The following is a 25,848-nucleotide window of genomic DNA, read 5'->3' on the forward strand; positions in this document are numbered from 1 at the left end:
ACATGGCCACCTCAGACGTCGCGATCCAGCCCCAGCTGGTGGCGTATCAATGGGGCGTTCTCTGCTAAAGCAAAATCATCAAACGCGCGGTCAGCCACGGGAATAATATGGCGACGGATAAACTCTGCACCTTCACGCGCCCCGGTTTCGCCCTCTTTCAGGCAGCACTCCCACTCCAGCACCGCCCAGCCATCATAGTCATACTGTGCCAGCTTGCTGAAAATACGACCAAAGTCGATCTGGCCATCGCCCGGCGAGCGAAAGCGTCCGGTCCGTGCCAGCCAGGGCTGATAACCGCCATAGACGCCGCTGCGTCCGTTAAGCTGATATTCAGCATCCTTAACGTGAAAGGCTTTGATACGCGGATGGTAGAGGTCGATAAACTGCAGATAGTCGATGTGTTGCAACAGCAGATGGCTGGGGTCGAACAGAATATTGCAGCGCGGATGGTGATTCACCTCCGCCAGAAAACGCTCAAACGTAACACCGTCATGCAGGTCTTCGCCGGGATGAATCTCATAGCAGAGGTCAATGCCATGCTGGTCAAATACATCCATCACCGGTAGCCAGCGCCTTGCCAGCTCAGCAAACGCCTCATCAAACAGCGCTTCATGATGCGGCGGCCAGGGATAGAACCAGGGCCAGGCGAGTGAGCCGGAAAAGGTGGCGTGGGCGCGCAAACCTAACTTCTCAGAGGCCGCGGCCGCCTTTTTCAGGGTGGCGATAGCCCAGTCAGTGCGCCGGACGGGATCGCCGCGCAATGCCGCTGGGGCAAAATTATCAAAAGCCATGTCATAGGCCGGGTTAACGGCAACCAGTTGCCCTTCGAGATGGGTAGACAGCTCGCTGATCTCCAGCCCAAAACCGGCCAGCAATCCCCGTACCTCATCGCAATAGGTCTGGCTGACCGCTGCCTGCTCAAGGTCGAAAATAGCGGGCTGGTGACAGGGGATCTGCAGCGCCCGGTATCCCAGCGCGGCGGCCCACTCCGCCAGACCCGCCAGGGAATTAAATGGCGGCTGCGAGGTGATGAACTGCGACAGGAAGATGCCCGGTCCCTTAACTGTTTTCATTAGTAACTCCTGTTTTTGCTACCGCCTCATCACGATATTTAAACGAGAAGAAGAAAATAATCGCGATCAGCGCGGCGGCAACGGCGGGGATCCACCAGAAGAGTGCCCAGCTCTGCGCGCTGACGTTACCTGCAACCAGATGGTTGTAGAGCGCGCCAGAGATTTGCGTTCCCAGCAGCATGCCGATGCCGTAGGTGAACATCACCACCATGCTCTGCGCCTGCCCTTTTACCTTTTCACCGGCAATCCGATCGGTATAGATGAAGCCCACCACGAAGAAGAAGTCATAGCAGATGCCATGTAGCAGAATGCCGAGGTAGATCAGCGTGCGCGTCTCATCACTCATGCCCAGCGCAAACAGGGCATAGCGGACAAACCACGCCGTCATCCCAATCAGCAGCATGTACTTCACACCCAGGCGACGAAATAGCAGCGGGATGATCAGCATGAAGGCAATTTCAGACATCTGCCCCAGTGACATTAGCGTGCTGACTTCGCGGATACCGGCATCCGCCAGCCAGGAAGCAGTAAACGCGTAGTAGGTGCCAAGTGGAATGGAGATCAGGGTGGCACACAGTGCAAAGACCATGAAATGCCGCAGCCGCAGCAAGGCGAAGGCGTCGGCGCAGAAGAGATCGCGGACTTTTAACGGTAAACCTTTAGCCGGTGCCGGTGTGTGAGGCAACGTCAGGCTATAAATGGCCAGCAGGACTGAACAGAGTGCCGCCAGCTGGAACACCGCCACGCTGTCTGCAATGCCGGTCACGCCGATAAAGATCCCCGCCACGATCCAGCCGATAGTGCCGAAGACCCTGACGATGGGGAAACTCTTCTCACTGCTGGCGAGACTGTGAAAGGCGATGTTATTCGAGAGCGCCAGCGTCGGCATAAAGCAGAGCGTATAGCCAAATAACAGGGCGATCAGCAACGCGCCATTCTCTGCGATCAGTGCCTGCGGCACGAACCAGAGAATCGCTGCGCCCGCCAGATTCATGACGGCCATCACTTTCTGCGAGGGAAAGAAACGATCCACCAGCATACCGAGCACAAACGGCGAGAGAATCGACGCGATAGGCCCGGCCGAAAACGCATCCCCAATCAGCAACGGCATATTGTGACGGGTCATCACCAGCCCCAGCGTTACCGACCAGCTGCCCCAGATAAAGAACTGCATAAACATCATCAGTGAAAGACGCGGCACCAGCAGCTTATGCTGCACCCGCTGACCTGCACTCTCCTGCACCGTTGCAATCATGAGAACCTCACGAATAAGTAATCGATTACTTTATGCCGGATTTAAAAGTAATCGATTACAACCGTTCATTCTTTCGCCGCGCTCACAAATTGTTAACTGTACGTTATTATCCTTTTGTTATTCAGCATTCTGATGCGTGCTCTGCTCAGGTCGTAATATCCGCTACCCGCGCTTTACGAAAGCGGTAGCGCTCATACAGCACTGAATAGAGGCCGCCGCACACCACCAGAACCGCACCGATCACCGTGGTGGTAGTCGGCAGGTTACCCAGCAACAGATACCCCACCGCGACGGACCAGAGCAGCGTGGTGTAGTCGAACGGAGCCAGCAGGGAGGCTTCTGCGTACCGCAGGCTCAGGGTCATCAGAATCTGCGTGATTCCGCCCAGCAGCCCGCATCCTATCAGTAGCGCTACCTGATTACCGTGCGGCACTTTCCAGCCGCCCGGCAGCGTGACCAGCGACGTTATCGCTGTGGTGACGGCGAACCAGAAGGCGATGGCGCCCGGTTTCTCTTTGCCGTTAAGAAACCGAATCTGGACCAGTGCACAGGCGGTACAGAAGGCTGCCATCAGCGCCAGCAGAATGCCCGCCGACGCGGAGAGCGAGAATGCTGCCGACTGCGTCAGCGAAAGATGCCCGGAAAACATCACCAGAATGCCGCTGAAACCGGTAAAGACCGCCACCCAGCGATGGTGGCGCACTTTTTCACGCAGCAGCAATGCCGCCAGCAGCACGGTAAATAGCGGTGCGGCATAGTTAATCGCGGTAGCGTCGGTCAGGGAAATATAGAGCAGCGACAGGTAGCTGAAATAGAGACCACCGGTTCCGGCCAGCCCGCGCACAAAATGCCCGCGAATATTACGGGTGCGGATGCCCTCCAGCACGCTGCCCTGAACGCGTAGCCAGATGAGCAGTGGAACCAGTGCCAGCAGCGAGCGGAAAAATATCACTTCGCCGACCGGTATTGCGCCATCCAGCCCTTTTACACAGGCCAGCATCAGCGTTGAGCTCAACGCAGCTGTGATCTTCATCGCGATGCCAGCGGACGCGTTCATAAGTTTTTTAATCTCATCGGGGAAAATAAGCAGTAAAATCAGCAGACTCAGACAATATACTGGCACAATGCTCTACAGCAATCTGCCGTGATTGCGCCGCAGACGGCATTTTATCTTTTTTTGCCGCAGCATCACGGCATGAAGAGGCATGTGAGTCCGCGTCCGTGCTGGTAGACTCTGCGTTCTGCCTGCTTTACGGGCCGCTTCTCATAAGGATCGGGAGTTACTGATGTCCACGCTGCGTTTACTGTTATCTGAATCCAATGATCCCTGGTTTAATCTGGCGGTCGAAGAGTGCATTTTCCGGCAGATGCCTGCCACCCAGCGGGTGCTGTTCCTGTGGCGGAATGCGGAAACGGTGGTGATTGGACGGGCGCAGAACCCGTGGAAAGAGTGCAATACCCGGCGCATGACGGAAGATGGCATCCGTCTGGCGCGTCGCAGCAGCGGCGGTGGCGCGGTGTTTCACGACCTCGGTAACTGCTGTTTTACCTTTATGGCCGGCAAGCCGGAGTACGATAAAAGCGTTTCAACTGCCATTATCCTGCGCGCACTGAACGCGCTGGGTGTTCCGGCGGAAGCGTCCGGCCGTAACGATTTAGTGGTGAACACCGCTGACGGACTGCGCAAAATCTCCGGGTCTGCGTATCGTGAAACGCCGGATCGCGGTTTTCATCACGGCACTATTCTGATGGATGCCGATCTTTCCCGGCTGGCAGATTACCTTAATCCTGATGTGAAGAAACTGCAGGCTAAAGGGATTACGTCAGTGCGCGCCAGGGTTGCTAATCTGACGGAGTTAACGCCCGGTATCAGCTATCAGGCGATCTGCTCAGCCGTGACAGACGCCTTTTTTGCACATTTCGGCGAGCAGTGTGAGCCGGAGATGATCTCTCCCGATGCCCTGCCCGACCTGCCTGGATTCACTGAGCAGTTCGCAAAGCAGAGTAGCTGGGCATGGAATTTCGGTCAGGCACCTGCCTTCTCGCATCTGCTGGACCAGCGTTTTATCTGGGGCGGTGTGGAGATTCACTTCGATGTCGAACGCGGCGTGATCAGCCGCTGTCAGATTTTCAGCGACAGCCTCAATCCCGCGCCGCTCGAAGCGCTGGCCCAGCGGATGCAGAACGTCACATACCGGCCCGATGCACTGGACCAGGTCCTGAATCTGCTGATAGCCGATTTCCCGGCACAACAGGCGGAGCTGACAGAATTGCAGCAATGGCTGATCGCAAGCTTAAGGTGAACAGGCTCAGTCTGATACTGGCCCGCGCGAAACGCTGTTGTGGGCAAAAACTTCGCGAAAGTTTTCAGCCAGACATAAACGCAAAAAACCCGCACAAGGCGGGTTTTTTTATTATCAATTCAGGCTTATCTGCTCGGGCTATTGCCGTCATCGCGATTGTAAGCGTTATTGATAACAGAGGCTTACATAGGGACTACGTTTGCCGCTGAAGGACCTTTAGCGCCGTTTTCAATAGTGAATTCGACCTGCTGGCCTTCGTCCAGAGTTTTATAGTCGTTGCTCTGGATTGCAGAGAAATGTACGAATACATCTTTGCTGCCGTCCTGAGGAGAGATAAAACCGAAACCTTTACCCGCGTCAAACCATTTTACTAAACCAGTCATTTTATTAGACATCGATAATTCCTTAATTTATGAGCCACTAAGTGGCGAAGATGGCCTGTCTTTCAGAAGGTAACTTACCAGGCTTTTAGGAGGAGACTCATGAATAAGGGTATCTTGTGATATCGCTTGCACTGAGGACTGCTTTACTAAAACTGCTTTGATAAGGTCTGTGTTCCAAACCGAGGTCGCCATTAAGCCATCCCTTAACGACTTTAGCAAACATTATTTTAATTTAATTTTAACATCCAGACGTCCGGAACGCCATTATTGATTTTTCAAGCCTTTTTAAATTCCCGCGCTTTCAGAATGATAATTTTCATTAAACGGTCAGCCAGTAAAAAGCCTTGCGGTCAATCACTGCGGAAAAGTTATACGTCGGCGCTGTACACATTAAGCGCAGCGATAATCGGTATCGCTGCGTCCTCTTCTTTTATATCAGGCCAGTTGCGTCTGCTGACGCGCAGCATGGCGCGCCGTCATCACAAACACCATCAGACCGGCCACGCCCAGCGCAACACCCACCCACGCGGTGGAGATCCAGCCATAGCCCAGCGACACGGTCAGGCCACCCAGATACGCGCCCATCGCATTGGCGATGTTCAGCGCTGAATGGTTCATCGCGGCTGCCAGGGTTTGCGACTCATTGGCGACATCCATCAGGCGAATCTGCAGTGACGGCAGCAGCACCGAGCAGGTGCCAATCAGGAAGGTCGCCAGCAGTCCGGTGGCCACATGCTGAACCAGCACCGGGAAGGCCAGCATCACCAGCACGTTCCATAACAGCGTCCAGCCAATAATATTCAGCACCGGGCCATCAGCCAGACGGCCCCCCACCAGATTACCGATGATCATTCCCAGCCCAAACGCCACCATCGCCCAGGGGATCAGCGAAGGAGAGATGCCAGCGATATTAATCAGCGTTGGCGCGATATAACTGAAGATCGCGAACATGCCGCCAAAGCCTACCGCGCCCACCAGCAGGGTCAGCAGCACCTGTGTGTTTTTCAGCGCACCCAGTTCACGCAGCGGATGTGCATCAGCATCGCCTGGCGTGTAAGGCACGTAGCGACCAATCAGCAGGCAGGTCAGGAGACCAACCGCGCCCACAAAGGTGAACACCACGTGCCAGCTGAATAGCTGCCCAATCCATGAGCCTAGCGGTACGCCAATCAGGGTCGCCACCGTCAGTCCCAGCATCAGTGACGCCAGCGCACGACCGCGCCGTTCAAGCGGGACCAGTGAAGCTGCCACCAGTGAGGCAACACCAAAGTAAGCCCCGTGCGGCAGGCCGGTCAGAAAGCGCGCCACCAGCAGGCCGTGATAGCTGTCGGCCATCGCACTGGCGACATTGCCGACGCTGAACAGCGCCATCAGGATCAGCAGCAGCGATTTACGTGCCATCCGCGCTGCCAGTACGGCAATAAACGGTGCGCCCACCACCACACCCAGCGCGTAACTGGCGATAGCGTTGCCCGCCTGCGGTTCGGTGATCGTCAGAGAGCGTGAAACATCGGGCAGCAGGCCCATCATGATGAACTCACCGGTTCCGATACCAAAGCCGCCCAGTGCCAGAGCGAGTAATGCCCAGCGGACAAAACCGGCATCGTCGGTTTTATGATTTTTTCTTAACAAAATGGATTCCCAATGACCTGAACTGAAAAGCTGACGTGAGTCGGCGGGAGAAAGCAGAACGTTATCCCGTCCGGATGAAGCGGCTTGACTATAGAAAGTGAGGCCGCGCTAAGCAACCCATTTTGTGATCTGACGCACAGTTAAGGCTGTTCCAGGATTACGCTTCCCCTGTGCGGGTCTGGCGCGAATCGCGCTAAGCCAGCTTACAATCCGGAGAGGTCAGGCAGGCTTAGATCGGGGATGTCTGCTTTACTGACCGATTAACGCGTCTTTATTTAACAGGTTACTGAACAGGAATCAGCAGATGACGACCAGAGTGATCCTTCTTACCGGCGCCAGCGGACGCATCGGCCGGACCTTCTTCGCAGCCAGCCAGGATCGTTACCGCTTTATCCTGACGGATGTGCGGCAGCCCGACTACGCGATCCCCGCCCCGCATCGGTTTATCGCGGCGGATTTATCGCAACCGGATGCGGCAGAGAACTTACTGTCAGATGAACCTGTCGATACCGTTATCCACCTCGCCGGTATCCCTGATGCACAGGCCAGCTTCGATGATCTACTGCCCGCAAACATTCTCTCCACCACCTGGTTACTGAAGGCAGCCGCAGATCATCGCTGTCGTCGTCTGGTGTTTGCCAGCAGTGCGCAGACTATCGAGGGTTATCCGACAGATATTCAGGTACATCCCGGCATGGCTGTCTGTCCTGCGAATCTGTATGGCGTCACCAAATGTTATGGGGAAGCACTTTGCGCTTTCTACGCCAGCCAGCACGATCTGAGCTGCGTGGCGCTGAGAATCGGGGCGTTTGAACCGGCACTGGATAATAGCCAGCACACTGCACGGGATTACAGCGCCTGGCTGAGCCCGGATGATGCCGTCAGACTGCTGACCGGCGCTGTCGAAGCGGAGAAGATCACTTTCTTTATTGGTTACGGCATTTCCGATAACCGCTTTAAACGGTTTGATCTGACGCAGACGCGTGAGGTGCTGGGCTATACGCCGTCCGATAACGCATTCAGGGCATTTACGCCGGGCGAACTGGATTATTAATCCTGCACCAAAGAGGTCAACGCGGTCGTAGTTTTGCCGGGTTGTGGCGCTTTATCTCAACAGCCGCCGGAAAGTCCGGCGGTTGCTTCAGGAATGTGGCAGAGATCGTCAAAATCAGTGCGTACCGGTATTCACCCGCCGGCCAATGTCTTTGAGCTGTGAATATTTCTCCAGCAACTGAGGACCATCATCCAGGCTCATGGCAAACATCCACATATAGGTCATTACCGAATAGATATGACCCGCATTGGTGCCGCCACGGCCCGACATTAGCGCGATAGTGACCGCAAACAGCAGTGCCGCCACGCTACCGATGGCCAGATAACCGCACGCTTCCCGATCCGAGAGGCGGATCCGCAGACTGGCCAGCACGCCATAGTGGCGGCCCAGTGACGCGGCGTTCGCGTTGCTGACAAAGCTCACTTCTTTCTCCAGCCGGTTGTTAAGACGGCCAAACAGCGCATCGTTCTTGCGGGTAAATCCCGGCAGGAAACAGGCGAAGAACAGCAGGATCGCCAGACAGCCTGCGCCGGTCCAGAACTCGATAGCCAGCAGCATCACTGCCGCACCGGTCATCGACGCCAGCGAAGTAATCAGCACCGGCAGATGCTTCTCGAAAAAGTCGACAAACTCGCGAGACAACGCCACCCGCGCAGCAATCGTCGACGCACTCTGTTTTTCGCTGCGCTGTGCCACAATCACCGGCACGGCCAGCTCAGCATAGATGCGGGCAAAAGTCCGGGTATCGACACTGCGCCGCGCTGCGCCGATAGCCCACATGGTAAAGACCATCGCCGCATAGAGCACCGCATGCCAGGTCCTGCCGGAGAGTATGGCGTTGATAGCGAAGCCCGCCAGCAGCGGATAAAGCAGATACATGACGTTTTCCGCCACCACCAGCAGCAGCGTGAGGAATAGCTTGCGGCTATGGCGGCGGCCAAGCATTTTTAATGTCAGAATAGCGCTGCGGGGAGCCGCAACGGGCAGGATCGTTTTTGAGGAAGACATAGTTTCTTTTTCTGATAGCGTCACTCTTGAGCGGTTGCTCAAGTACAAAAAGCAGTCTATTTGAGCAGTTGCTCAAAGTCAACGTGGCAATGATAGAGAGAATAATGAAAGAGTCGGCTGAGGTATTGAGAACCAAAATCCTGGATGCAGCGATAGTGCTGTTTATTGAGAAAGGGATCGAAAAAGTGACCACCCGTGAACTCACCGAGTCGGTAGGTATTTCACGCAGTCATATTTACCACTACTTCAGCAACTGGCAGACACTCTGCCTGGCAGCGCTGGAACGCTTTATGCGGGTCGATGTTGAAAATTTTGCCGACACACTGGCCTTGCTCACACCGCGTCAGCGGCTGCATACCCTGTTTGAAAGCCATCTGCCGAGTGCGCCGGATGCCACCTGGCAGCTCTATGCCTCTTTCTGGCAGATGGCTGCGCACAATGATGCATATGCTGCACTGGCTGAAGAGATGACTGAAGTGTGGCAGGCACTAATGGAGGGGATTATCCGTGACGGCGTCACCGACGGCACACTACGGTGTGATGATGTTCCCCGCACCGCCAGGCAAATCAGCGCCATGCTGAACGGCTATGCGGATTTGCTGACGATCAATCCTTCAGAATCTAAAGCTCGCGAAGCTATGGCAGACCTCGACCAGTTTGTTGAATTTGCCCTGGGGCCATGCCGTTAATCCCGGTTAATACGGTTTACCTTTCGCCATATATTAATTAAATGTTAAATAAAGGTTTATTATTTTAATTAGCCTGCAGTTTTAAGCGTCTATAAATGCGTATTCGTCAGTTGAGCGGACTTATGCTTTTTACGTCTGAAAAGCTGCCTTTTTGATAGCGTTTTTTACCGGAAACAGCTGTTTACACAGATTATTATCATTGACTTAGCGCCTTGTGAACCGGGTAAGCTGGTGTTTTTACGCCATTTATTAGCAAGCCGTTAGCGTAGCGGCAATAATGCATGCGGTCATAAACCCACCAACTGATTGATTCCTATAACAAAGAATCCGTTATCTGACGATAAAATTAATCATTGAGTCGGACCTGAAAAACACCTATATTGGCCGCGCTTTACACATAGCCACCCATTTTAATTCATTTATTCAACTGTGACGCTACGCCCGTCCCGGTTGTAGGAGAGATATGATGACGGATAAAGTCCGTATTGATAGTTTGAATGCACAGAACTTAAACGCAACCAACGAAACCTATTTAGTCCGTCAGGCTGAATTTGAATCAAACGTTCGAAGTTATCCTCGCAAATTGCCGTTCGCGATTGCGAAAGCTCAGGGTGTCTGGATCACCGACGTCGAGAATAATCAGTATCTCGACTGTCTTGCCGGTGCCGGAACGCTGGCGTTGGGTCATAACCATCCAGACGTTCTGCAGAGCATTCAACATGTCATTACCAGCGGCTTGCCGTTACATACTCTCGATTTAACTACGCCGTTAAAGGATGAGTTCTCTGAGTACCTGCTCTCGTTATTACCGGGTCAGGGCAAAGAGTACTGCCTGCAGTTTACCGGCCCGTCCGGCGCAGATGCCGTTGAAGCGGCGCTGAAACTGGCGAAAAAGCACACCGGTCGTTCCGGGATCATCAGCTTCTCGGGTGCGTATCACGGTATGACCCACGGCGCGCTGTCGGTCACCGGCAACCTGTCACCGAAAGAAGCCGTAGATGGCATGATGCCGGAAGTGCAGTTCATGCCTTATCCGCACCTTTATCGCTGCCCGCTGGGCATTGGCGGTGAAGCAGGCGTGAAAGCACTGACTTACTACTTTGAAAACCTGATCAATGACGTTGAAAGCGGCGTTCGCAAACCTGCGGCGGTGATTCTTGAAGCAGTTCAGGGTGAAGGCGGGGTTAACCCGGCTCCGGCTGAGTGGCTGCAGCGCATCCGCAAAGTGACCAAAGAGCACGGCATTCTGCTGATCATCGACGAAGTCCAGGCGGGTATTGCCCGTACCGGTAAATTCTTTGCCTTTGAGCACGCGGGTATCGAACCAGACATCATCGTAATGTCCAAAGCGGTCGGCGGCGGTCTGCCACTGGCGGTACTGGGCATTAAGAAAGAGTTCGACGCCTGGTCTCCGGGTCACCACACCGGCACCTTCCGTGGCAACCAGCTGGCGATGGCGACCGGCCTGACCACGCTGAAGCTGCTGAAAGATAACAACATCGCTGACAAAGTCGCGGCACAGGGTGAATGGCTGAAAGGCAAACTGGGCGAGCTGCAGCAGCGCTACCCGGTAATCGGCAACGTGCGTGGTCTGGGTCTGATGATCGGCATTGAGCTGGTGAAACCCGACGAACCTGCTGACCATATGGGCAGCTTCCCGGCTGACGGCGAACTGTCTGCACTGGTACAGAAAAAATGTTTTGAGAACGGCCTGATTCTGGAGCGTGGCGGACGTCACGGCAGCGTATTACGTCTGCTGCCTTCTCTGCTGATCACAGATGCAGAACTGGACGTATTCATGGATAAATTTGAAAACGCCCTGCTGTCCGCTGGCGTGAAAGCAGTTTAAGTGGAGTGAATGCAATGTCCCGGTTAAACCCGATTCTGGCGGCCTCAGCACAGAGTACCGAGGCCTACCAGCAGGCGATTGCCCAGAGTAGCGCGGCCGTCGTTAAGTGGCTGGAACAACCTGAGATGTATCAGGGAAAAACCGTCGCAGAGCTGCGCGAGCGCATTACGCTGGACTTCAATCCTCAGGGCCTGGGTAACCAGGCCGCGATTGAACGCGCAATTGAGTACTTCCTCAAAGACAGCCTGTCGGTGCATCACCCGCAATGTGTGGCGCACCTGCACTGTCCAAGCCTGGTCATCAGCCAGGCGGCGGAAGTGCTGATCAACGCCACCAACCAGAGCATGGATTCATGGGATCAGGCACCGTCTGCCACCCTGATTGAGATGAAGCTGATTGAGTGGCTGCGCACCCAGGTCGGTTATCAGCCTGGCGACGCGGGCGTCTTCACCAGCGGCGGCACCCAGAGCAACCTGATGGGTCTGATGCTGGCGCGTGACGCCTGGTTTGCGCGTCAGGGTCATTCTGTTCAGCAGGATGGCTTAACCGGCGATCTGAAGAAGATTAAAGTCTTCTGCTCAGAGAACGCGCACTTCTCCGTACAGAAGAATATGGCGCTGCTGGGTCTGGGCTATCAGTCCGTCACGCAGGTGAAATGTGATCGCTTTGCCCGCATGGATATGGATGATCTGCGTCAGAAGCTGGCCGCATCCAAAGCTAACGGCGAAAACATTCTGGCGATCGTTGCCACGGCGGGAACTACCGATGCCGGTGCAATCGATCCCCTGCGTGAAATCGCGGCGCTGGCGGCGGAAGAGAATATCTGGGTGCACGTCGATGCGGCCTGGGGCGGCGCGCTGCTGCTGTCAGAGAAGTATCGTGACTATCTGGATGGCATTGAGCTGGTCGACTCCATTACGCTGGACTTCCACAAGCAGTTCTTCCAGACCATTAGCTGTGGTGCCTTCCTGCTGAAGGAAGCGCGTCACTATGAGCTGATGCGCTACCAGGCGGCCTATCTGAACTCGGAGTTTGATGAAGCACAGGGCGTGCCGAATCTGGTCTCCAAATCGCTGCAGACCACCCGTCGTTTTGATGCACTGAAACTGTGGATGGGTCTGGAAGCGCTGGGTCAGAAGCAGTATGCCGAAATCATCGATCACGGTGTGACGCTGGCACAGCAGGTGGCACAGTACGTTGAAGAGCAGCCTGCTCTGGAGCTGGTGATGAAACCGCAACTGGCCAGCGTGCTGTTCCGCTATCGTCCGGCGCATCTGGCGCACCTCAGCAGTGCGGATATCGCCCTGCTGAACCAGCGCATCGGGGATGCCCTGCTGGAGTCAGGCCGCGCCAACGTCGGTGTGACCGAGCATGATGGCGTTACCTGCCTTAAGATGACCCTTCTGAACCCAACAGTAACGCTGGAAGATATCAAAGTGTTGCTGACGCTGGTGGAAAAAACGGCACAGCAGCTGGTGTAATTCATCACATCGGTTCACACCACAGAGGCGCCTTCGGGCGCCTTTTTATTTTTCTGCCGCTCTCTTTGCGTTGATGACCTGTTCATCCCTGCCCCCTCCGATCCGTAACCTGGCCTCTTCATCTCAGGTCTTGTACTGGCTGCTTCATTCGGTGCAAAAATCGAGGTACACGAGCGTAGTGGCCTGAATGTCTGGCATAATGCCGTGCCCTAATCACGCATCGACGCGCTGGATCGCATGCTGGATAACATTCAAAAAACGAAGCGGCTGATATGCTAATTGATGAGCAGGTTGAGATGGGTTTAATTATTGCGCTTATCGATCCCGGAATAGTCAACGTTAAAGCAGCACCGCATTAAACTCATTTGTAGAAAATTGCCTGCACCGGAATCAGCTCGTCGCCGCCGGCCAGCCAGATTCCGGTCTCCGGCATCTCTTTTTTAGCAATGCCCTCACGGCGTACGCCTGTATGTTCAATTCTTATTGACCAAACGCACGGAAGCGTAACCGGCGAATTTAATGAGCCTGTTTAGCCCGTGTTTAATATTCAACCCGCATAACGTTTTTATTTTATCTGATATTGATAAACCGCATCGCGATCAAAAAATAAAGCTTATCTTTCAGCCATAATAGATCAATATTCAAAATTAACTCTCTGATTAACCAAAAATAATGACTGTTCGTCTGGGTTAGTTAATTCAACAGGAGTAATGACTTATGCTGCTGCGTAAATTAATCATCATTATTATGGGCCTGATTATGGCGGCTGTGATTATCATTGCCGATAACCACGCTGATAAAGTCCGTTCGCGTAATCAGGTTTTCAGTTTATCGTCATCGCATGATCGCTAATCTGTTCTGAATAACCAACGCCTGCCCCCTTACGGGCGTTCATGCTAACGGGCTGCCTGATGCACAGGCAGCCTGCCGGATTATCCTTTACCGCTCAAACCACCATCCAGAACTTAGCGCGACGGCGGCTCATCCAGCCGTCGCAGATGATCATCTTTATTCAGCGTCATCAGCGCCACAATACTCACCAGCGCCGTCGCCATCACATACCAGGCGGGAATATCGGGATTACCGGTCTCTTTAATCAGCCCGGTGATGATTAGTCCCGCGCAGCCGGAAAAGACTGCATTGGAAAGTGAATAGGCCAGCCCCAGCCCGGTGTAGCGTACCCGCGTCGGAAACATCTCGGCAAGCATCGCGGGGCCGGGTCCTGCCAGCAAACCGACCACGCCACCTGCGATAAAGACCACCAGCGCTTTCAACAGCAGTCCGGTACTCTCTGCCTGCAAAACGTTTAACAGCGGCAGAGAGAGCACCAGCAGCAGCACCGCAGCTGAGACCATCACGGCGCGGCGGCCAATCCTGTCGCTCAGCATCCCGGCCGGGATGATGGTGGCGGCAAAACCGAGGTTCGATATCACCGCAATCAGCAGTGCCTGGTTAAAGCCGGTGTGCAGCGATGCCTGCAGATAAGTCGGCATAATCACCAGCCAGGTGTAACCGGCCGCTGACCACACCATCAGCCGGCAGATACCGAGCAGAATCGTTTTCAGCGTGTCGCCCAGGCTGGCGTTCACTTTTGCATGGGGCTGTGCCTGCTGCTGAACAAATGCGGGCGTCTCTTCCATCTGCACCCGCAGCCAGAGTGCCAGCCCCCCCAGCGGCAGTGCGATAAAGAATGGGATGCGCCAGCCCCAGCTCAGCATCTGCTCTGGCGTCAGCAACACTGAGAGCAATGCCACTATGCCTGCGCCCGCCAGTAATCCCAGCGCCACGGTAAAGGATTGCCACGCGCCATACAGACCGCGCTTTCCGCGTGGTGCAAACTCGGTCATCAGCGACACCGCCCCACCATACTCGCCTCCTGCGAACAGGCCCTGCAGGATACGCAGGCCGGTCACGATCAGCGGCGCCAGGATACCCAGTTGGGCATAAGTCGGAACCAGACCGATGGCAGCTGTCGCCAGCGTCATCATAATCAATACAAAAATCAGTGTGGGTTTTCGCCCGATGCGATCGCCCATCCGGCCAAAAACAATCGCACCCAGTGGACGGAAGAAAAAAGCGATGGCGAACGACGCGTAGGTCAGCAGCAGTCCGGTCAGCGCAGACTCGCCTTCCAGCCGGAAAAAGTTCTGCGCAATCACCGTGGCCAGAAAGCCATAGACCGCGAACTCATACCATTCAATGAAATTACCGACCGAACCGGCAAGCAGAGCACGTTTTCGGCTGGCGGAGGAGAGCAGATTATCAGCAGGGGCAGACATGACAGGCGATCCTTTTTAAAGCATCATCAGTCGTTTATGATTAGCACAATCGCTGCTCATCTGCGCAAACTTCTGCCCGTCGCGTTAGCGCAGACACATAAATCTGCAGGTACACCCCCCCACACGCTCTTTTTCACCTTCAGTCCTTGCACAACCGCTTTACGGTTGTCAGGATGTGCGGCATTGAATGAATCAGGCGGATAGATGATGAACGCACACACCTCAAAAGATCCTCTTCACGGCATCACACTGGAGATGCAGATAAACAGTCTGGTCGCGCAGTATGGCTGGGCTGAAATGGCAAAACGGATCAACATTAACTGCTTTAAAAGCGATCCCAGCGTTAAATCGAGCCTGAAATTTTTACGCCGTACGCCGTGGGCGCGGGCTGAAGTCGAAGCGCTTTATCTGGCCTCGTTAAACGCGCAACCGGCAGCACGCGACGAACCGGCTGAAGAAGCCGATCAGGCACCCGCTGAAGATCCGTGGGGCAAGTGGCGCGGTAACACGCCGGAGTAACACTGACAACGAAGCAATAAAAAAGCCCGCGCAGGTAAACCTGGGCGGGCTTTTTTCACGTCAGGCTGCTGTTACAGCGCCATGTCGTGTTTCGCTGACGGCGCAGCTTGCTGAGGCTGTGCTGCCGGCGCGTCTGCGGTTTTGCCTTCCATGTTGATCACGGGCGGCGTGGTCAGTTGCAGGGTCGCTGCGGTCTCATTCCAGACCTGCTGCAGCAACGGCACGTTGTCATTCAGTTTCTGACCGTAGCCTGGGATCATTTTGTGGATCTTCGCCTGCCATTCCGGTGATTTGAACTCTTCCGGGAACAGTTTCTGCATCACGCTCAGAGAGATTGGCGCTGCGGTTGATGCACCAGGAGAAGCACCCAGCAGAGCCGCCACGGTTTTCTGCTGATCGGTCACAATTTCTGTACCCAGTTTCAGCACGCCACCTTTATCAGCATCTTTCTTGATAATCTGCACACGCTGACCGGCCTGAATCAGTTTCCAGTCCTCTTTCTTCGCGTCCGGGTAGTACTCTTTCAGCGACTCAAAGCGATCTTCATCACTCAGCATCACCTGTCCAATCAGGTATTTTACCAGGTCGAAGTTATCCATACCCACATCGGTCATTGGCACGATGTTATGGGTAGTGGTGGTGCTCAGCAGATCAAACAGCGAACCGTTTTTCAGGAACTTGGTTGAGAAGGTCGCAAACGGTCCAAACAGCACGACGCGTTTACCATCCAGATAACGGGTATCCAGATGCGGAACGGACATCGGCGGTGCACCGGTTGAAGCCTGGCCGTAAACTTTCGCCAGATGGCGATCGGCAATGGCACTGTTTTCGGTGACCAGGAATGAACCACCGACCGGGAAGCCTGCATAGTTATCGGCTTCCGGGATGCCGGTTTTCTGCAGTAATTTCAGCGCGCCGCCGCCTGCACCGATAAAGACATATTTTGCGTCAACCGCACGTTCGTTGCCGTTTTTGGCATCTTTAATCGTGACGTGCCAGGAGTTGTCGCCGTTACGTTTGAAATCGGTAACTTCAGAAGAGGTTTCCAGACGGAAGTTGTCATTCTTCTTCAGGCTGCCGATCAACTGACGGGTAATTTCACCGTAGTTAACGTCGGTGCCGACTGGCGTCCAGGTGGCGGCCACTTTCTGCTGTGGATCACGGCCTTCCATCACCAGCGGTGCCCACTGCGCGATCTGTTTGTGATCGGTAGAGAACTTCATCCCCTGGAACAGCGCCGTTTTCTGCAGTGCCGCATAGCGTTTGGTCAGGAAGTCAACATTGTCGCCCCAGACAAAGCTCATGTGTGGCGTTGAGTTGATGAAAGAGCGCGGGTCGTGCATGACGCCCTCTTTAATCTGTGAACTCCAGAACTGGCGAGAGACCATGAAGGCTTCGTTGATTTCCAGCGCTTTGGACACGTCAATCGAGCCGTCTTTACGCTCAGGCGTATAGTTCAGCTCCATGTTGGCAGAGTGACCGGTACCGGCATTATTCCAGCCGTTAGAGGATTCCAGCGCCACGCCATCCAGCTTCTCGACCATGATCTGTTTCCAGCCAGGCTGCAGCTCTTCCAGCATGGTGCCCATAGAGGCGCTCATAATGCCGCCGCCAATTAACAGGACGTCGGTTTTCTCTGGTGAGGTTTCAGCATGGAGGGCTGAAGAAACTAACAAGGCCGCGAGGGAAAGGGTGGGGATTACTTTCTTTGAATTCATCATTTTAATCGACAGCTCGGACGGTACTGGTTAAAAAAAGTCCTTAAAGTTTAAAATAATGTTATTTGTGAGTTAATGTGAAAATAGTTATAAAATTAAAAATAGCAATTTAGCCTTAATTTAATTACAAAAGGCTTACTGAATTGCTCACATATTTTAACCACACATTAAGGGTGTCCTTTGAATTATACAATCCCCTAACCCAAATATTGTTATTGCTCTGTCGCCCGCGCGCAGACCGCTAAAACTGTACTGATGCGGTGAGTTAGCGTATGTTTCAAGCCGATCCCCTACCCGTGCTGAACATCGATGACAAGCCAACCACAGAACCGACATGCCGTGACTAAACGACCCATGAAACTCAGTACCCTGACCACCCTGATGATGACTGCGGTGATCGTTACCGTGCTGCTCGCTGTCCATCTGCTCTATTTCGTTCAGATTGATAACTTTGCGCAGTCGCATCTTAAAGATAAAGCGATGGCGGTGGCGCGAACGCTGGCAGACAGCCCGGAAGTGCAGCGCGGGTTACTGTTGCCAGACGGCAGCAGCCAGATTCAGCCGCTGGCGGAAGCCGCGCGCAAACGCAACGGCCTGCTGTTTGTGGTGGTGACGGATATGCACGGCATCCGCTTTTCACATCCGAATGCCGCAGTGATCGGAAAACATTTTGTCGGCAATGACATCTATCCCACGCTCGGCGGCCGGGAAAATGTCGCGGTCAATCATGGGGTGCTGGTGGAGGCACTGCGGGTCTTTACGCCGGTTTATAACGCCCAGCATCAGCAGATTGGCGTGGTGGCAATCGGCATTGCACTGAATGATGTGGCGGCTCAGATTGCGAAGAGCCGCTGGAATATCGTCTGGACCGTCCTGTTTGGCGGTGTGGTTGGCCTGCTGGGTATTCTCATTCTGGTCAGGCGACTCAAGAACATACTGCTGGGGCTGGAGCCGCACGAAATCTCCAGCCTGTTTGAACAGCGCCAGGCGATCCTGAATTCCATTAAAGAAGGGGTGATTGCGGTCGATGATCAGTCACGCGTCAGCCTGATTAACCATGCGGCTCAGCAGCTACTGCATGAGACCACCCGCAGGATGCCGTTAAGCGGTGATCTGATTGCTGAGGAGAGCGTCATGCATCGTCATCAGCAGGATGCGCTGCATGCGGGCAAAGCCTGGCACGATCAGGAGCTGACGCTGGGTAATCGCATCCTGATCAGCAACACCGTTCCGGTGCGCAGTCGTGACCGCATTATCGGCGCGGTAACCACCTTCAGGGATAAGACCGAAATCAGCCAGCTGATGCAGCGTCTGGACGGCATGGTAAACTATGTAGATGCGTTACGTGAGCGGTCTCATGAGTTCATGAACAAGCTGCATGTGATTCTGGGCCTGCTGCATATGAAAAATTATGCACAGATGGAAGAGTACATCCTGAAAACCGCTAATGCCTATCAGACGGAGATCGGTTCGCTGCTGCAAAAGATCAAATCGCCGATCATTGCCGGTTTCCTGCTCAGCAAAATCAACCGGGTAACCGATGAAGGTCATCAGCTGATTATCGATGAGGCGAGTTTTCTGCCTGACTGCGGCAGCGAGGAGCAGAGCGCGGTTCTGATTACCGTGCTGGGCAATTTAATTGAAAATGCCCTGGAGGCGCTGGACCCGGAAACCGAAGGGGAAATTCACCTCATGCTGCATTATCAGAATGGCTGGCTGGCCTGTGAAGTGAGTGATGACGGCCCAGGTATCGACAGCTCGCAGCTCAGCGCCATTTTTGAGCGCGGCGTCTCGTCAAAAGGTGACGATCGCGGTGTCGGACTGTTTCTGGTTAAGCAGCAGACCGAAAGCCTGGGCGGCAACGTTAGTGTCGAGTCGGAACCCGGTGTATTTACCCAATTTTTAGTGCAACTTCCGTGGGAGAGAGGAATGATTACCCAATGATCAATGTGTTAGTTGTCGATGATGACGCCATGGTAGCCGAGCTGAATCGCTGTTATATCGGGCAGATCCCTGGCTTCACCTGCTGCGGCACGGCCTCAACCTTACAGCAGGCCAAAGAGCGGCTGGCCGAGGCTGAACCACAGGTTGATCTGATCCTGCTTGATATCTATATGCAGCAGGAAAACGGTCTCGATCTGCTGCCAGAACTGCGCAGCGCAGGGCGGCCAGTTGACGTGATTATTATCTCATCAGCGGCGGATGCCGCCACCATCAAGACTTCGCTCAACTATGGCGTGGTGGATTATCTGATTAAGCCTTTCCAGTTTGCCCGCTTTGAAGAGGCGCTGACCGGCTGGCGTCAGAAAAAATCGCTCATGGATAATCATCAGTTCTATCAGCAGTCGGACGTTGATCAGCTGTTGCATGGTAATCCGCCTGGTGCCAGCGAACAGAAACGCCTGCCGAAAGGGTTAACGCCGCAGACGCTACGTACACTGTGCCTGTGGATCGACGCCCATCCCGGCACGGAATTTTCTACCGACGAACTGGCGACGGAAGTCAATATCTCGCGCGTCTCGTGCTGTAAATACCTGATCTGGCTGGCGCAGATTAATATTCTGTTCACCAGCATTCATTATGGGGTTACGGGCCGTCCGGTTTACCGCTATCGCCTGCAGCCGGAGTATCACACCTTACTCAAACAATACTGTCAGTGAACCAGCCGGTAGTCCGTGTCGAGTAACTGAAACGAAAAGTGACGTTGTGACGAGCAGATTATCTGCCTGTCACGGGTCACAAAGATAGCTTCAATGCCCGGTTTGTCGGTCAGGCAGGCGATGCCCTTTTCAACGCCCAGTCCGTACAGCAGCGTCGTATAGATGTCGCCATCCAGCGAGCGATCGGAAATTACAGTTACACTCAGCAGCTCGTTATCCAGCGGATAACCGGTCTGTGGATTCAGGATGTGGTGATAACAGACCTCATCCAGCTCGAAGTAGCGCTCATAGATACCGGACGTCACGACCGAGCGGTTGTTCACACCGATGACACCGATCAGCGCATCGGCCTCACCAAACGGCTTTTTCAGACCGATTGCCCAGCCCGCGGATTCTGGTGGCGCGCCCACCGTCTGAACGTTGCCGCCCAGATTGATCAGCGCACTGCTGACCTGCTGCTGACGCAAAAAAGCCTGGACTACGTCGGCGATATAGCCCTTGGCGATGGCACCCAGGTCAATCTCCATTCCTGGCCGTGCCAGCATCACGCTGCGGGTGGCAGCATCAAGGATAACGTCCTGTGGATTGATCAGCGTCATGCGCGCCTGAAGATCGGCTTCTGACGGAACGCTGTGGCCCTGAAAGCCAATTTTCCAGCACTTCACCAGCGGACCGATGGCCAGATTAAACAGGCTGTCGGGCAACAGGCTCACCGCATGCGCACAGGCGATCACATCAAACACGGGCTGACTGACGACCACCGCATGCTCTCCTGCCGCGTGGTTAATCGCCATGACTTCCGACGCCGCGCGATTTACCGTGAAGAGATTCTCCTGCTGTTTGATCAGGCGAAAAACCTGCCTGGCCAGCGTCTGGTTGTCTTCGAAGAGTTTGAGCAGGATGGGCGAACCCATTAATACAGCGGAATAAGCATAGACACGCGCATCAGTTAACATAGGCGACTCTGCTTTAAAGGGGAAAACCGGCACCCGCAGGATGCGGATGCCGGAGACTGCCGTTAACGTCGGGCGTAGGCGGCGGCGTTACCGCCAGCCAGGATACCGAAGATAATGATATCTGCAACGGCGTTACCGCCAATACGGTTCGCGCCATGAATGCCGCCAACCACCTCGCCACATGCCCAGGCACCGTTAATCACCTGTTTCTGGCTGTCCAGCACCGCGGTGGTGGTATCAATGGTGACACCGCCCATGGTGTGGTGCACGCCTGGTGCAACACGAATCGCATAGAATGGCGCTTCGCTCAGCGGATGACGCAGCGCGGTCTGGCGACCAAAGTCTTCGTCTTTCTGCATTATTACGAAGTTATTGTAACGTGCCAGCGTCGCTTCCAGCGTGTGATGCTCACTCATGTTGAGTTTCACCGCCAGTTCCGCCACGGTTGGCGCGCTGACCACAAAGCCCTTGGCGATGTACTCGTCAGCCGCTTTGTTATTCATGCGCACCTGCTCGTCAAACACAATCCAGGCACTCTTCTCTGGCAGGGCAATAATCTGCGCTGAGACTTTGTCGCGGGTCTCCATCTCGTTGTAGAAACGCTTGCCGGCCTGACTGACCAGGATAGCGCCGCCGCCGCGAATCGATTCAGAGACCAGATAAGACGTGGTCTGCTCAACAGTCGGGTGAATCTGAATTTCCCCCATATCCACCGTTCCGGCACCAATTTTCTCCAGCATCGCAATACCGCTACCGGTCGCACCTTTGTGGTTGGTGGTGACAAAGCCATCAAGTTCAGGGCGATATTTCACCACCAGCTCACGGTTCGCACTGAATCCGCCGGTCGCTACAATGACGCTTCTGGCGTTAAGGATACGGCTGTCGTTGTATTCATCGACCACTTTCACACCCGTTACAGCACCGTTCTCATAAAGAATTTCTGCAACAGAGGTTTCCAGCAGCACTTCGATGTTGCGGCTGTTGATATTTTTCACCAGGCCGCTGATCAGGAAGCCACCTACCGCTGAACGGTCAGCCGGACGGTGAGTACGGTCGATGCTCATCCCACCGGTAATAGTGATGTCATTCAGTTCAATGCCGTGATTCGCCAGCCACTCAATCGCCTCAGGCGCCAGGTCCACAAACTCGCGCAGCAATACCGGGTTGTTTTTGAACTGGCCGCCTTTGAGCGTCTCCTCGTAGAACAGCTCTTTGCTGTCTTCGATGCCTTTGAGTTTCTGGAAACGGGTTTCGGCGGCGTTCATACCCACAGACGCTTTGATGGTATTGCCGCCAATGGTCGGCATCTTCTCGATGATAACCACACGTGCGCCTTCATCGTGCGCCTGAATCGCCGCCGCCAGACCGGCACCGCCGCTGCCCACAATCACCACATCGTAATTCTGTGGGGCATTAGGGTTACCGCCCTCTTCAATCACATGCTCTTTGCTGGAGGTGGTCAGCGCACGGGAAACCGCTTTTTTCAGCGCTTCACTCTGGGTGGTCGCGCCGGTAATTGCATCAACGTGTGGGCTGTTCGCCACCAGAATACGGTTACGCAGGCTTTCAAAGGTGGTGGTGAAGTCCACATCCAGTGTATCGTCCGGCACCAGCGAGATGTCGGTAATACGGTCGGTATCCAGTGTGACGTTGATTTTCAGCTTCAGCGCTTCGGCTTCCACTTTCTCCTGATAAACACCCGCTTTGTATTTACGGCCCGATTCGCTCATGTCGCGGATCATCGCGTCGACCAGCGAGAAGCGCCACAGCGGTTCCGGGATCTGCAGCTCTTCGCGTTTATTGCTGTCGATGTAGAGTTCGAGATGTTCGTTATTGATGATGCGGTCAGCCCAGTTCGGATAGGCGATACAGGCTTTACCAATGGCCACCAGGTCATAGCCTTTTTCCAGCGCCAGTTCGGCGTCGGCTTTATTCACCACGCCGCCGACACCAATCACCGGCACTTTTGCCAGCACTGGCGAGCGCATCGCAACGAATTTCTCGATCAGCGGCGTCGGGTCCTGCGTATCGACAATGGACGGGCGCAGCAGCTGGCCGACAGAGAAGTGAACATAATCGAGTCCGCGCGCGGCCAGTTTTTCCAGCAGATAGAGGGTGTCGTCAAAGCGGATGCCGGGCACTTCGATCTCTTCTGGCGAGAAGCGATAGCCGATGATGAACGAGTTATGGGCGAAGCGCTCCGCCATTTTGTGAGTGATTTCCAGCACTTCCAGTGGGAAGCGCGCGCGGTTATCGCGGCTGCCGCCCCACTTGTCATCGCGCTGGTTAGAATTCGGAGAATAGAACTGCTGAATCAGATAGGTGTTCGCACCATGAATTTCGACGCCGTCGAAACCGGCCTTAATAGCACGGTTCACCGCATCACCAAATTTGGTGATCATGGTTTCGACTTCTTCAGCGCTCAGCGCCAGCGGTTGAGTGGCACCTTCGCGTGGTGCGGCAATGGCGCTCGGCGCAACCGGTGTTTTCCCGCCGATGAGTTCCGGCTCGACCATGCGGCCACCGTGATAGATCTGCAGAATGGCCGTGGAGCCTTCCGATTTAATCGCGTCCGCGATGCGTTTCAGACCAGGAATTTTGTTGTCACTGTCGATAGCAATGGCACCCGGAAACGCCGGGCCGCGGTTATCAATAAAGCAGCACTCAACGATCACAGTTCCGATGCTGCCTGCACGTGCGCGGTAATACTCGACCAGTTCGCTGGTGACCGTTCCGTCATAAAAACCGGTACAGGTGGTCATGGGGGCCATCACCAGTCGGTTTTTTAACACAGCGCCGCCAGGCAGGGTAAGTGGATTAAGGATGGGGGTGAGAGATTTCATTGCGATAAACTCCAAGATTTAAAAGTCTGGAAATTTTTTAGCGGACGCAAATTATCGCTTTATTAAGTGGTCCGATGTCATGCGTCTAATATACCCTTATCTTTTCTTTCATAAGTGATAAATTTACTTTTTTAACTTTTAAACGATTCAGAGTTTTTATTTGCTGAATTCAGGAAGTGTAGTTATATTAATTGTTAACCATGGGTAACTAAAAATCAACCATTGATTTACATAAACAATTTAACCTTTATGATCATAGTGTTAAGATGAATGGGTCGACCGGGACCTTCCCAGGATTTGTCGATCAGCTTCACAAAACTGTCAGAATGTCGATGTCAAAAATATAAATAAAAAATAAATGTTAAAAACGGGGGAATAATGAATAAATTTCTTTGATCTGGATCAAAATCTATATTTGCAAAAATCGCATCATATTTACATGGATTTAAAAATGCTGCTCAATAGTCCAGCAGCAGATTGATAAAATCATTGCATCGCGGTTTATTCACACTATTAAGAATAAATAAGAAAGTCATCAGTGAAGGTCCGGGGCGCAAATCGCATTCTTCTCAACGTGCAGATAAAATACTATGAAACCACTCTCAGCTGTAACTGAACCCCCTAAAGCTGCCCCTGCGGCGGCGGGTAAAAAGAAAGCTATCATGCTGGCTCTGCCAGTCATCGTTGCTGTGTTGCTGTTGCTGGTGCCAACACCGGCCGGTCTCGAACCCTATGCCTGGCACTTCTTCGCCATCTTTGTCGGCGTGATTGTCGGATTGATCTTTGAGCCGCTGCCCGGTGCCGTTATCGGCCTGACCGGCGTCGTGGCCATCGCGCTGTTCAGTCAGTTTGTCCTCTTCAGCCCGGAGGAACTGGCTAACCCGAAATTCAAAGTCGCCAGTGAGTCCTTTAAGTGGGCGGTCAGCGGTTTCGGTAACTCCACGGTCTGGCTCATCTTCGGTGCCTTTATGTTCGCCGCCGGGTATGACAAGACGCAGTTTGGTCGTCGTCTGGCCCTGATTCTGGTGAAATATCTGGGTCGCCGCAGCCTGACGCTGGGCTATGCCATTACCTTCGCTGACCTGCTTCTGGCACCGTTTACCCCCTCAAACACCGCGCGCAGTGGCGGTACTATCTATCCGATTATTGCTAACCTGCCTCCGCTTTACGGCTCTAAACCCAACGACCCGAGCGCCCGTAAGATCGGTTCGTATCTGATGTGGGTCGCGATCACCGCAGCCTGTATCACCAGTTCGATGTTCCTCTCAGCGCTGGCACCTAACCTGCTGGCACTGGCGCTGGTGAAAAGCATCATCGGTTTTGATATCTCATGGGGTATGTGGTTCCTGGCCTTCCTGCCGCTGGGCGTGCTGCTGATTCTGACCATGCCGCTGCTGGCTTACTGGTTCTATCCGCCAGAAGTCAAAATCAATGATGAAGTGCCGAAATGGGCTATCGCTGAACTGGAGAAACTGGGCCGCCTGACACGCAATGAAATCCTGCTGCTGGTGTTTGTGGTCTGTGCCCTGCTGATGTGGATCTTCGCCACCTCGTGGATTGAACCTGCGATGGCTGCGCTGCTGGTGGTGGTACTGATGCTGTGGACCGGCGTCCTGAACTGGAACGACATTACCAGCAACAAGCCGGCCTGGAATACATTCGCCTGGTTCGCAACGCTGGTGGCGCTGGCTGATGGCCTGGCCCGCGTCGGCTTCATCGCCTGGCTAGGTAAAGAGGGAGGCATGCTGCTGCAGGGCTATGACCCACAGATTTCAGCCGTGGTGCTATTAATCGCCTTCTTCCTGCTCCACTACCTGTTTGCCAGTACCACGGCACATACTACTGCCCTGTTACCGGCCATGCTGACCATTGCAGCGTCAATCCCGGGCATCAATATGCCAGTCTTCTGCCTGATGCTGTGTACCTCTCTGGGTGTGATGGGCATCATCACGCCCTACGGTACTGGCCCAAGCCCGATTTATTACGGCAGCGGTTATCTGCCGACAAAAGATTACTGGCGTCTGGGTACCATCTTCGGTGCCATCTTCCTGGTCTCTATGATGGTGATTGCTTATCCGTGGATGGTGTGGATGTTCTGACGGATACAACATGCAGATCAACGCGTTATAAGATACCATTCCTTCAC

Annotated in this window: 19 protein-coding genes; 9 read left to right on the forward strand and 10 right to left on the reverse strand. The window is 54.2% G+C overall.

Translation table 11 applies throughout. The annotated features are described in order from the left end of the window. Nucleotides 1–11: 11 nt before the first annotated feature. From K6R05_RS21085 to K6R05_RS21095, 3 genes are all read right to left on the reverse strand, one after another. Nucleotides 12–1,073, reverse strand: a complete 1,062-nt coding sequence (locus tag K6R05_RS21085) for a sugar phosphate isomerase/epimerase family protein (RefSeq protein ID WP_222925856.1) — start codon at nt 1,071–1,073, stop codon at nt 12–14. After that, on the reverse strand, nt 1,060–2,328 hold the full coding sequence (locus K6R05_RS21090) for an MFS transporter (protein ID WP_222925857.1): 1,269 nt from the start codon (nt 2,326–2,328) through the stop codon (nt 1,060–1,062). The genes K6R05_RS21085 and K6R05_RS21090 overlap by 14 nt, the downstream gene beginning before the upstream one ends. A 145-nt stretch (nt 2,329–2,473) precedes the next feature. Next, on the reverse strand, nt 2,474–3,385 hold the full coding sequence (locus tag K6R05_RS21095) for a DMT family transporter (protein WP_222925858.1): 912 nt from the start codon (nt 3,383–3,385) through the stop codon (nt 2,474–2,476). A gap of 229 nt (nt 3,386–3,614) precedes the next feature. On the opposite strand from K6R05_RS21095, the gene lplA reads away from it, so the two are divergent. Further along, a complete protein-coding gene (gene lplA / locus K6R05_RS21100) occupies nt 3,615–4,631 on the forward strand; it encodes a lipoate--protein ligase (protein ID WP_222925859.1) in 1,017 nt (338 codons plus the stop codon). A 182-nt stretch (nt 4,632–4,813) separates the two neighbouring features. On the opposite strand, the gene cspE is transcribed toward lplA, so the two are convergent. Together cspE and K6R05_RS21110 are read right to left on the reverse strand one after the other, a co-directional pair. Beyond that, entirely contained in the window at nt 4,814–5,026 is a 213-nt protein-coding gene (gene cspE, locus K6R05_RS21105) for a transcription antiterminator/RNA stability regulator CspE (RefSeq protein WP_003855207.1), read from the reverse strand. Between the two features lie 423 nt (nt 5,027–5,449). Further along, the gene (locus K6R05_RS21110; protein WP_161734568.1) at nt 5,450–6,646 is read right to left on the reverse strand and encodes an MFS transporter; all 1,197 of its coding nucleotides are present in this window, start codon (nt 6,644–6,646) and stop codon (nt 5,450–5,452) included. Between the two features lie 304 nt (nt 6,647–6,950). Between K6R05_RS21110 and K6R05_RS21115 the strand changes: the two genes are divergently transcribed. Beyond that, nucleotides 6,951–7,700, forward strand: coding sequence for an NAD-dependent epimerase/dehydratase family protein (locus K6R05_RS21115; RefSeq protein WP_161734566.1), 750 nt, complete (start codon nt 6,951–6,953; stop codon nt 7,698–7,700). Nucleotides 7,701–7,814: 114 nt separating this feature from the next. Here K6R05_RS21115 and K6R05_RS21120 read toward each other — a convergent pair whose 3' ends face one another. Then, the gene (locus tag K6R05_RS21120; protein WP_161734564.1) at nt 7,815–8,708 is read right to left on the reverse strand and encodes an ABC transporter six-transmembrane domain-containing protein; all 894 of its coding nucleotides are present in this window, start codon (nt 8,706–8,708) and stop codon (nt 7,815–7,817) included. Between the two features lie 104 nt (nt 8,709–8,812). Between K6R05_RS21120 and K6R05_RS21125 the strand changes: the two genes are divergently transcribed. The 3 genes from K6R05_RS21125 to K6R05_RS21135 all read left to right on the forward strand — a co-directional run bounded on the left by K6R05_RS21125 (nt 8,813) and on the right by K6R05_RS21135 (nt 12,727). Next, nucleotides 8,813–9,397, forward strand: a complete 585-nt coding sequence (locus tag K6R05_RS21125; RefSeq protein WP_222925860.1) for a TetR/AcrR family transcriptional regulator — start codon at nt 8,813–8,815, stop codon at nt 9,395–9,397. Between the two features lie 463 nt (nt 9,398–9,860). Next, complete coding sequence (locus K6R05_RS21130) at nt 9,861–11,246, forward strand: diaminobutyrate--2-oxoglutarate transaminase (RefSeq protein WP_222925861.1); 1,386 nt, start codon at nt 9,861–9,863, stop codon at nt 11,244–11,246. 14 nt (nt 11,247–11,260) lie between these two features. Continuing rightward, complete coding sequence (locus tag K6R05_RS21135) at nt 11,261–12,727, forward strand: pyridoxal phosphate-dependent decarboxylase family protein (RefSeq protein WP_161736891.1); 1,467 nt, start codon at nt 11,261–11,263, stop codon at nt 12,725–12,727. A 965-nt stretch (nt 12,728–13,692) separates the two neighbouring features. Here the strand turns inward: K6R05_RS21135 and K6R05_RS21140 are convergent. After that, entirely contained in the window at nt 13,693–15,006 is a 1,314-nt protein-coding gene (locus tag K6R05_RS21140; protein WP_222925862.1) for an MFS transporter, read from the reverse strand. A gap of 207 nt (nt 15,007–15,213) precedes the next feature. On the opposite strand from K6R05_RS21140, the gene K6R05_RS21145 reads away from it, so the two are divergent. Further along, the gene (locus K6R05_RS21145) at nt 15,214–15,525 is read left to right on the forward strand and encodes a VF530 family protein (protein WP_222925870.1); all 312 of its coding nucleotides are present in this window, start codon (nt 15,214–15,216) and stop codon (nt 15,523–15,525) included. A 71-nt stretch (nt 15,526–15,596) separates the two neighbouring features. On the opposite strand, the gene mqo is transcribed toward K6R05_RS21145, so the two are convergent. Continuing rightward, nucleotides 15,597–17,246 (reverse strand): malate dehydrogenase (quinone), encoded by a 1,650-nt coding sequence (gene mqo, locus K6R05_RS21150; protein ID WP_222925863.1) that lies wholly within the window; start codon nt 17,244–17,246, stop codon nt 15,597–15,599. A 306-nt stretch (nt 17,247–17,552) separates the two neighbouring features. Between mqo and K6R05_RS21155 the strand changes: the two genes are divergently transcribed. After that, on the forward strand, nt 17,553–19,187 hold the full coding sequence (locus K6R05_RS21155; protein ID WP_161736155.1) for a sensor histidine kinase: 1,635 nt from the start codon (nt 17,553–17,555) through the stop codon (nt 19,185–19,187). Next, nucleotides 19,184–19,903: a two-component system response regulator DcuR gene (gene dcuR, locus K6R05_RS21160; RefSeq protein ID WP_222925865.1), complete on the forward strand. Its 720-nt coding sequence runs from the start codon at nt 19,184–19,186 to the stop codon at nt 19,901–19,903. The genes K6R05_RS21155 and dcuR overlap by 4 nt, the downstream gene beginning before the upstream one ends. Here the strand turns inward: dcuR and K6R05_RS21165 are convergent. Both K6R05_RS21165 and K6R05_RS21170 read right to left on the reverse strand, forming a co-directional pair. After that, nucleotides 19,897–20,859, reverse strand: a complete 963-nt coding sequence (locus tag K6R05_RS21165) for an FAD:protein FMN transferase (protein ID WP_161736156.1) — start codon at nt 20,857–20,859, stop codon at nt 19,897–19,899. The genes dcuR and K6R05_RS21165 overlap by 7 nt on opposite strands. 62 nt (nt 20,860–20,921) lie before the next feature. Continuing rightward, the gene (locus tag K6R05_RS21170) at nt 20,922–23,702 is read right to left on the reverse strand and encodes a flavocytochrome c (RefSeq protein ID WP_161736157.1); all 2,781 of its coding nucleotides are present in this window, start codon (nt 23,700–23,702) and stop codon (nt 20,922–20,924) included. 590 nt (nt 23,703–24,292) lie between these two features. Between K6R05_RS21170 and K6R05_RS21175 the strand changes: the two genes are divergently transcribed. Beyond that, on the forward strand, nt 24,293–25,801 hold the full coding sequence (locus tag K6R05_RS21175) for an anion permease (RefSeq protein ID WP_161736158.1): 1,509 nt from the start codon (nt 24,293–24,295) through the stop codon (nt 25,799–25,801). The last annotated feature ends 47 nt before the right edge of the window (nt 25,802–25,848 follow it).

The sequence above is a fragment of the Pantoea alfalfae genome, from assembly GCF_019880205.1.
In the GTDB taxonomy this organism is placed as follows: domain Bacteria; phylum Pseudomonadota; class Gammaproteobacteria; order Enterobacterales; family Enterobacteriaceae; genus Pantoea; species Pantoea alfalfae.

Bases quoted from the DNA above. Each gene is read 5' to 3' on its own strand.
- K6R05_RS21085 (WP_222925856.1), bottom strand. From the start codon at position 1,073: ATGAAAACAGTTAAGGGACCGGGCATCTTCCTGTCGCAGTTCATCACC.
- K6R05_RS21090 (WP_222925857.1), bottom strand. From the start codon at position 2,328: ATGATTGCAACGGTGCAGGAGAGTGCAGGTCAGCGGGTGCAGCATAAG.
- K6R05_RS21095 (WP_222925858.1), bottom strand. From the start codon at position 3,385: ATGAACGCGTCCGCTGGCATCGCGATGAAGATCACAGCTGCGTTGAGC.
- lplA (WP_222925859.1), top strand. From the start codon at position 3,615: ATGTCCACGCTGCGTTTACTGTTATCTGAATCCAATGATCCCTGGTTT.
- cspE (WP_003855207.1), bottom strand. From the start codon at position 5,026: ATGTCTAATAAAATGACTGGTTTAGTAAAATGGTTTGACGCGGGTAAA.
- K6R05_RS21115 (WP_161734566.1), top strand. From the start codon at position 6,951: ATGACGACCAGAGTGATCCTTCTTACCGGCGCCAGCGGACGCATCGGC.
- K6R05_RS21120 (WP_161734564.1), bottom strand. From the start codon at position 8,708: ATGTCTTCCTCAAAAACGATCCTGCCCGTTGCGGCTCCCCGCAGCGCT.
- K6R05_RS21125 (WP_222925860.1), top strand. From the start codon at position 8,813: ATGAAAGAGTCGGCTGAGGTATTGAGAACCAAAATCCTGGATGCAGCG.
- K6R05_RS21130 (WP_222925861.1), top strand. From the start codon at position 9,861: ATGATGACGGATAAAGTCCGTATTGATAGTTTGAATGCACAGAACTTA.
- K6R05_RS21135 (WP_161736891.1), top strand. From the start codon at position 11,261: ATGTCCCGGTTAAACCCGATTCTGGCGGCCTCAGCACAGAGTACCGAG.
- K6R05_RS21140 (WP_222925862.1), bottom strand. From the start codon at position 15,006: ATGTCTGCCCCTGCTGATAATCTGCTCTCCTCCGCCAGCCGAAAACGT.
- K6R05_RS21145 (WP_222925870.1), top strand. From the start codon at position 15,214: ATGAACGCACACACCTCAAAAGATCCTCTTCACGGCATCACACTGGAG.
- mqo (WP_222925863.1), bottom strand. From the start codon at position 17,246: ATGATGAATTCAAAGAAAGTAATCCCCACCCTTTCCCTCGCGGCCTTG.
- K6R05_RS21155 (WP_161736155.1), top strand. From the start codon at position 17,553: ATGACAAGCCAACCACAGAACCGACATGCCGTGACTAAACGACCCATG.
- dcuR (WP_222925865.1), top strand. From the start codon at position 19,184: ATGATCAATGTGTTAGTTGTCGATGATGACGCCATGGTAGCCGAGCTG.
- K6R05_RS21165 (WP_161736156.1), bottom strand. From the start codon at position 20,859: ATGTTAACTGATGCGCGTGTCTATGCTTATTCCGCTGTATTAATGGGT.
- K6R05_RS21170 (WP_161736157.1), bottom strand. From the start codon at position 23,702: ATGAAATCTCTCACCCCCATCCTTAATCCACTTACCCTGCCTGGCGGC.
- K6R05_RS21175 (WP_161736158.1), top strand. From the start codon at position 24,293: ATGAAACCACTCTCAGCTGTAACTGAACCCCCTAAAGCTGCCCCTGCG.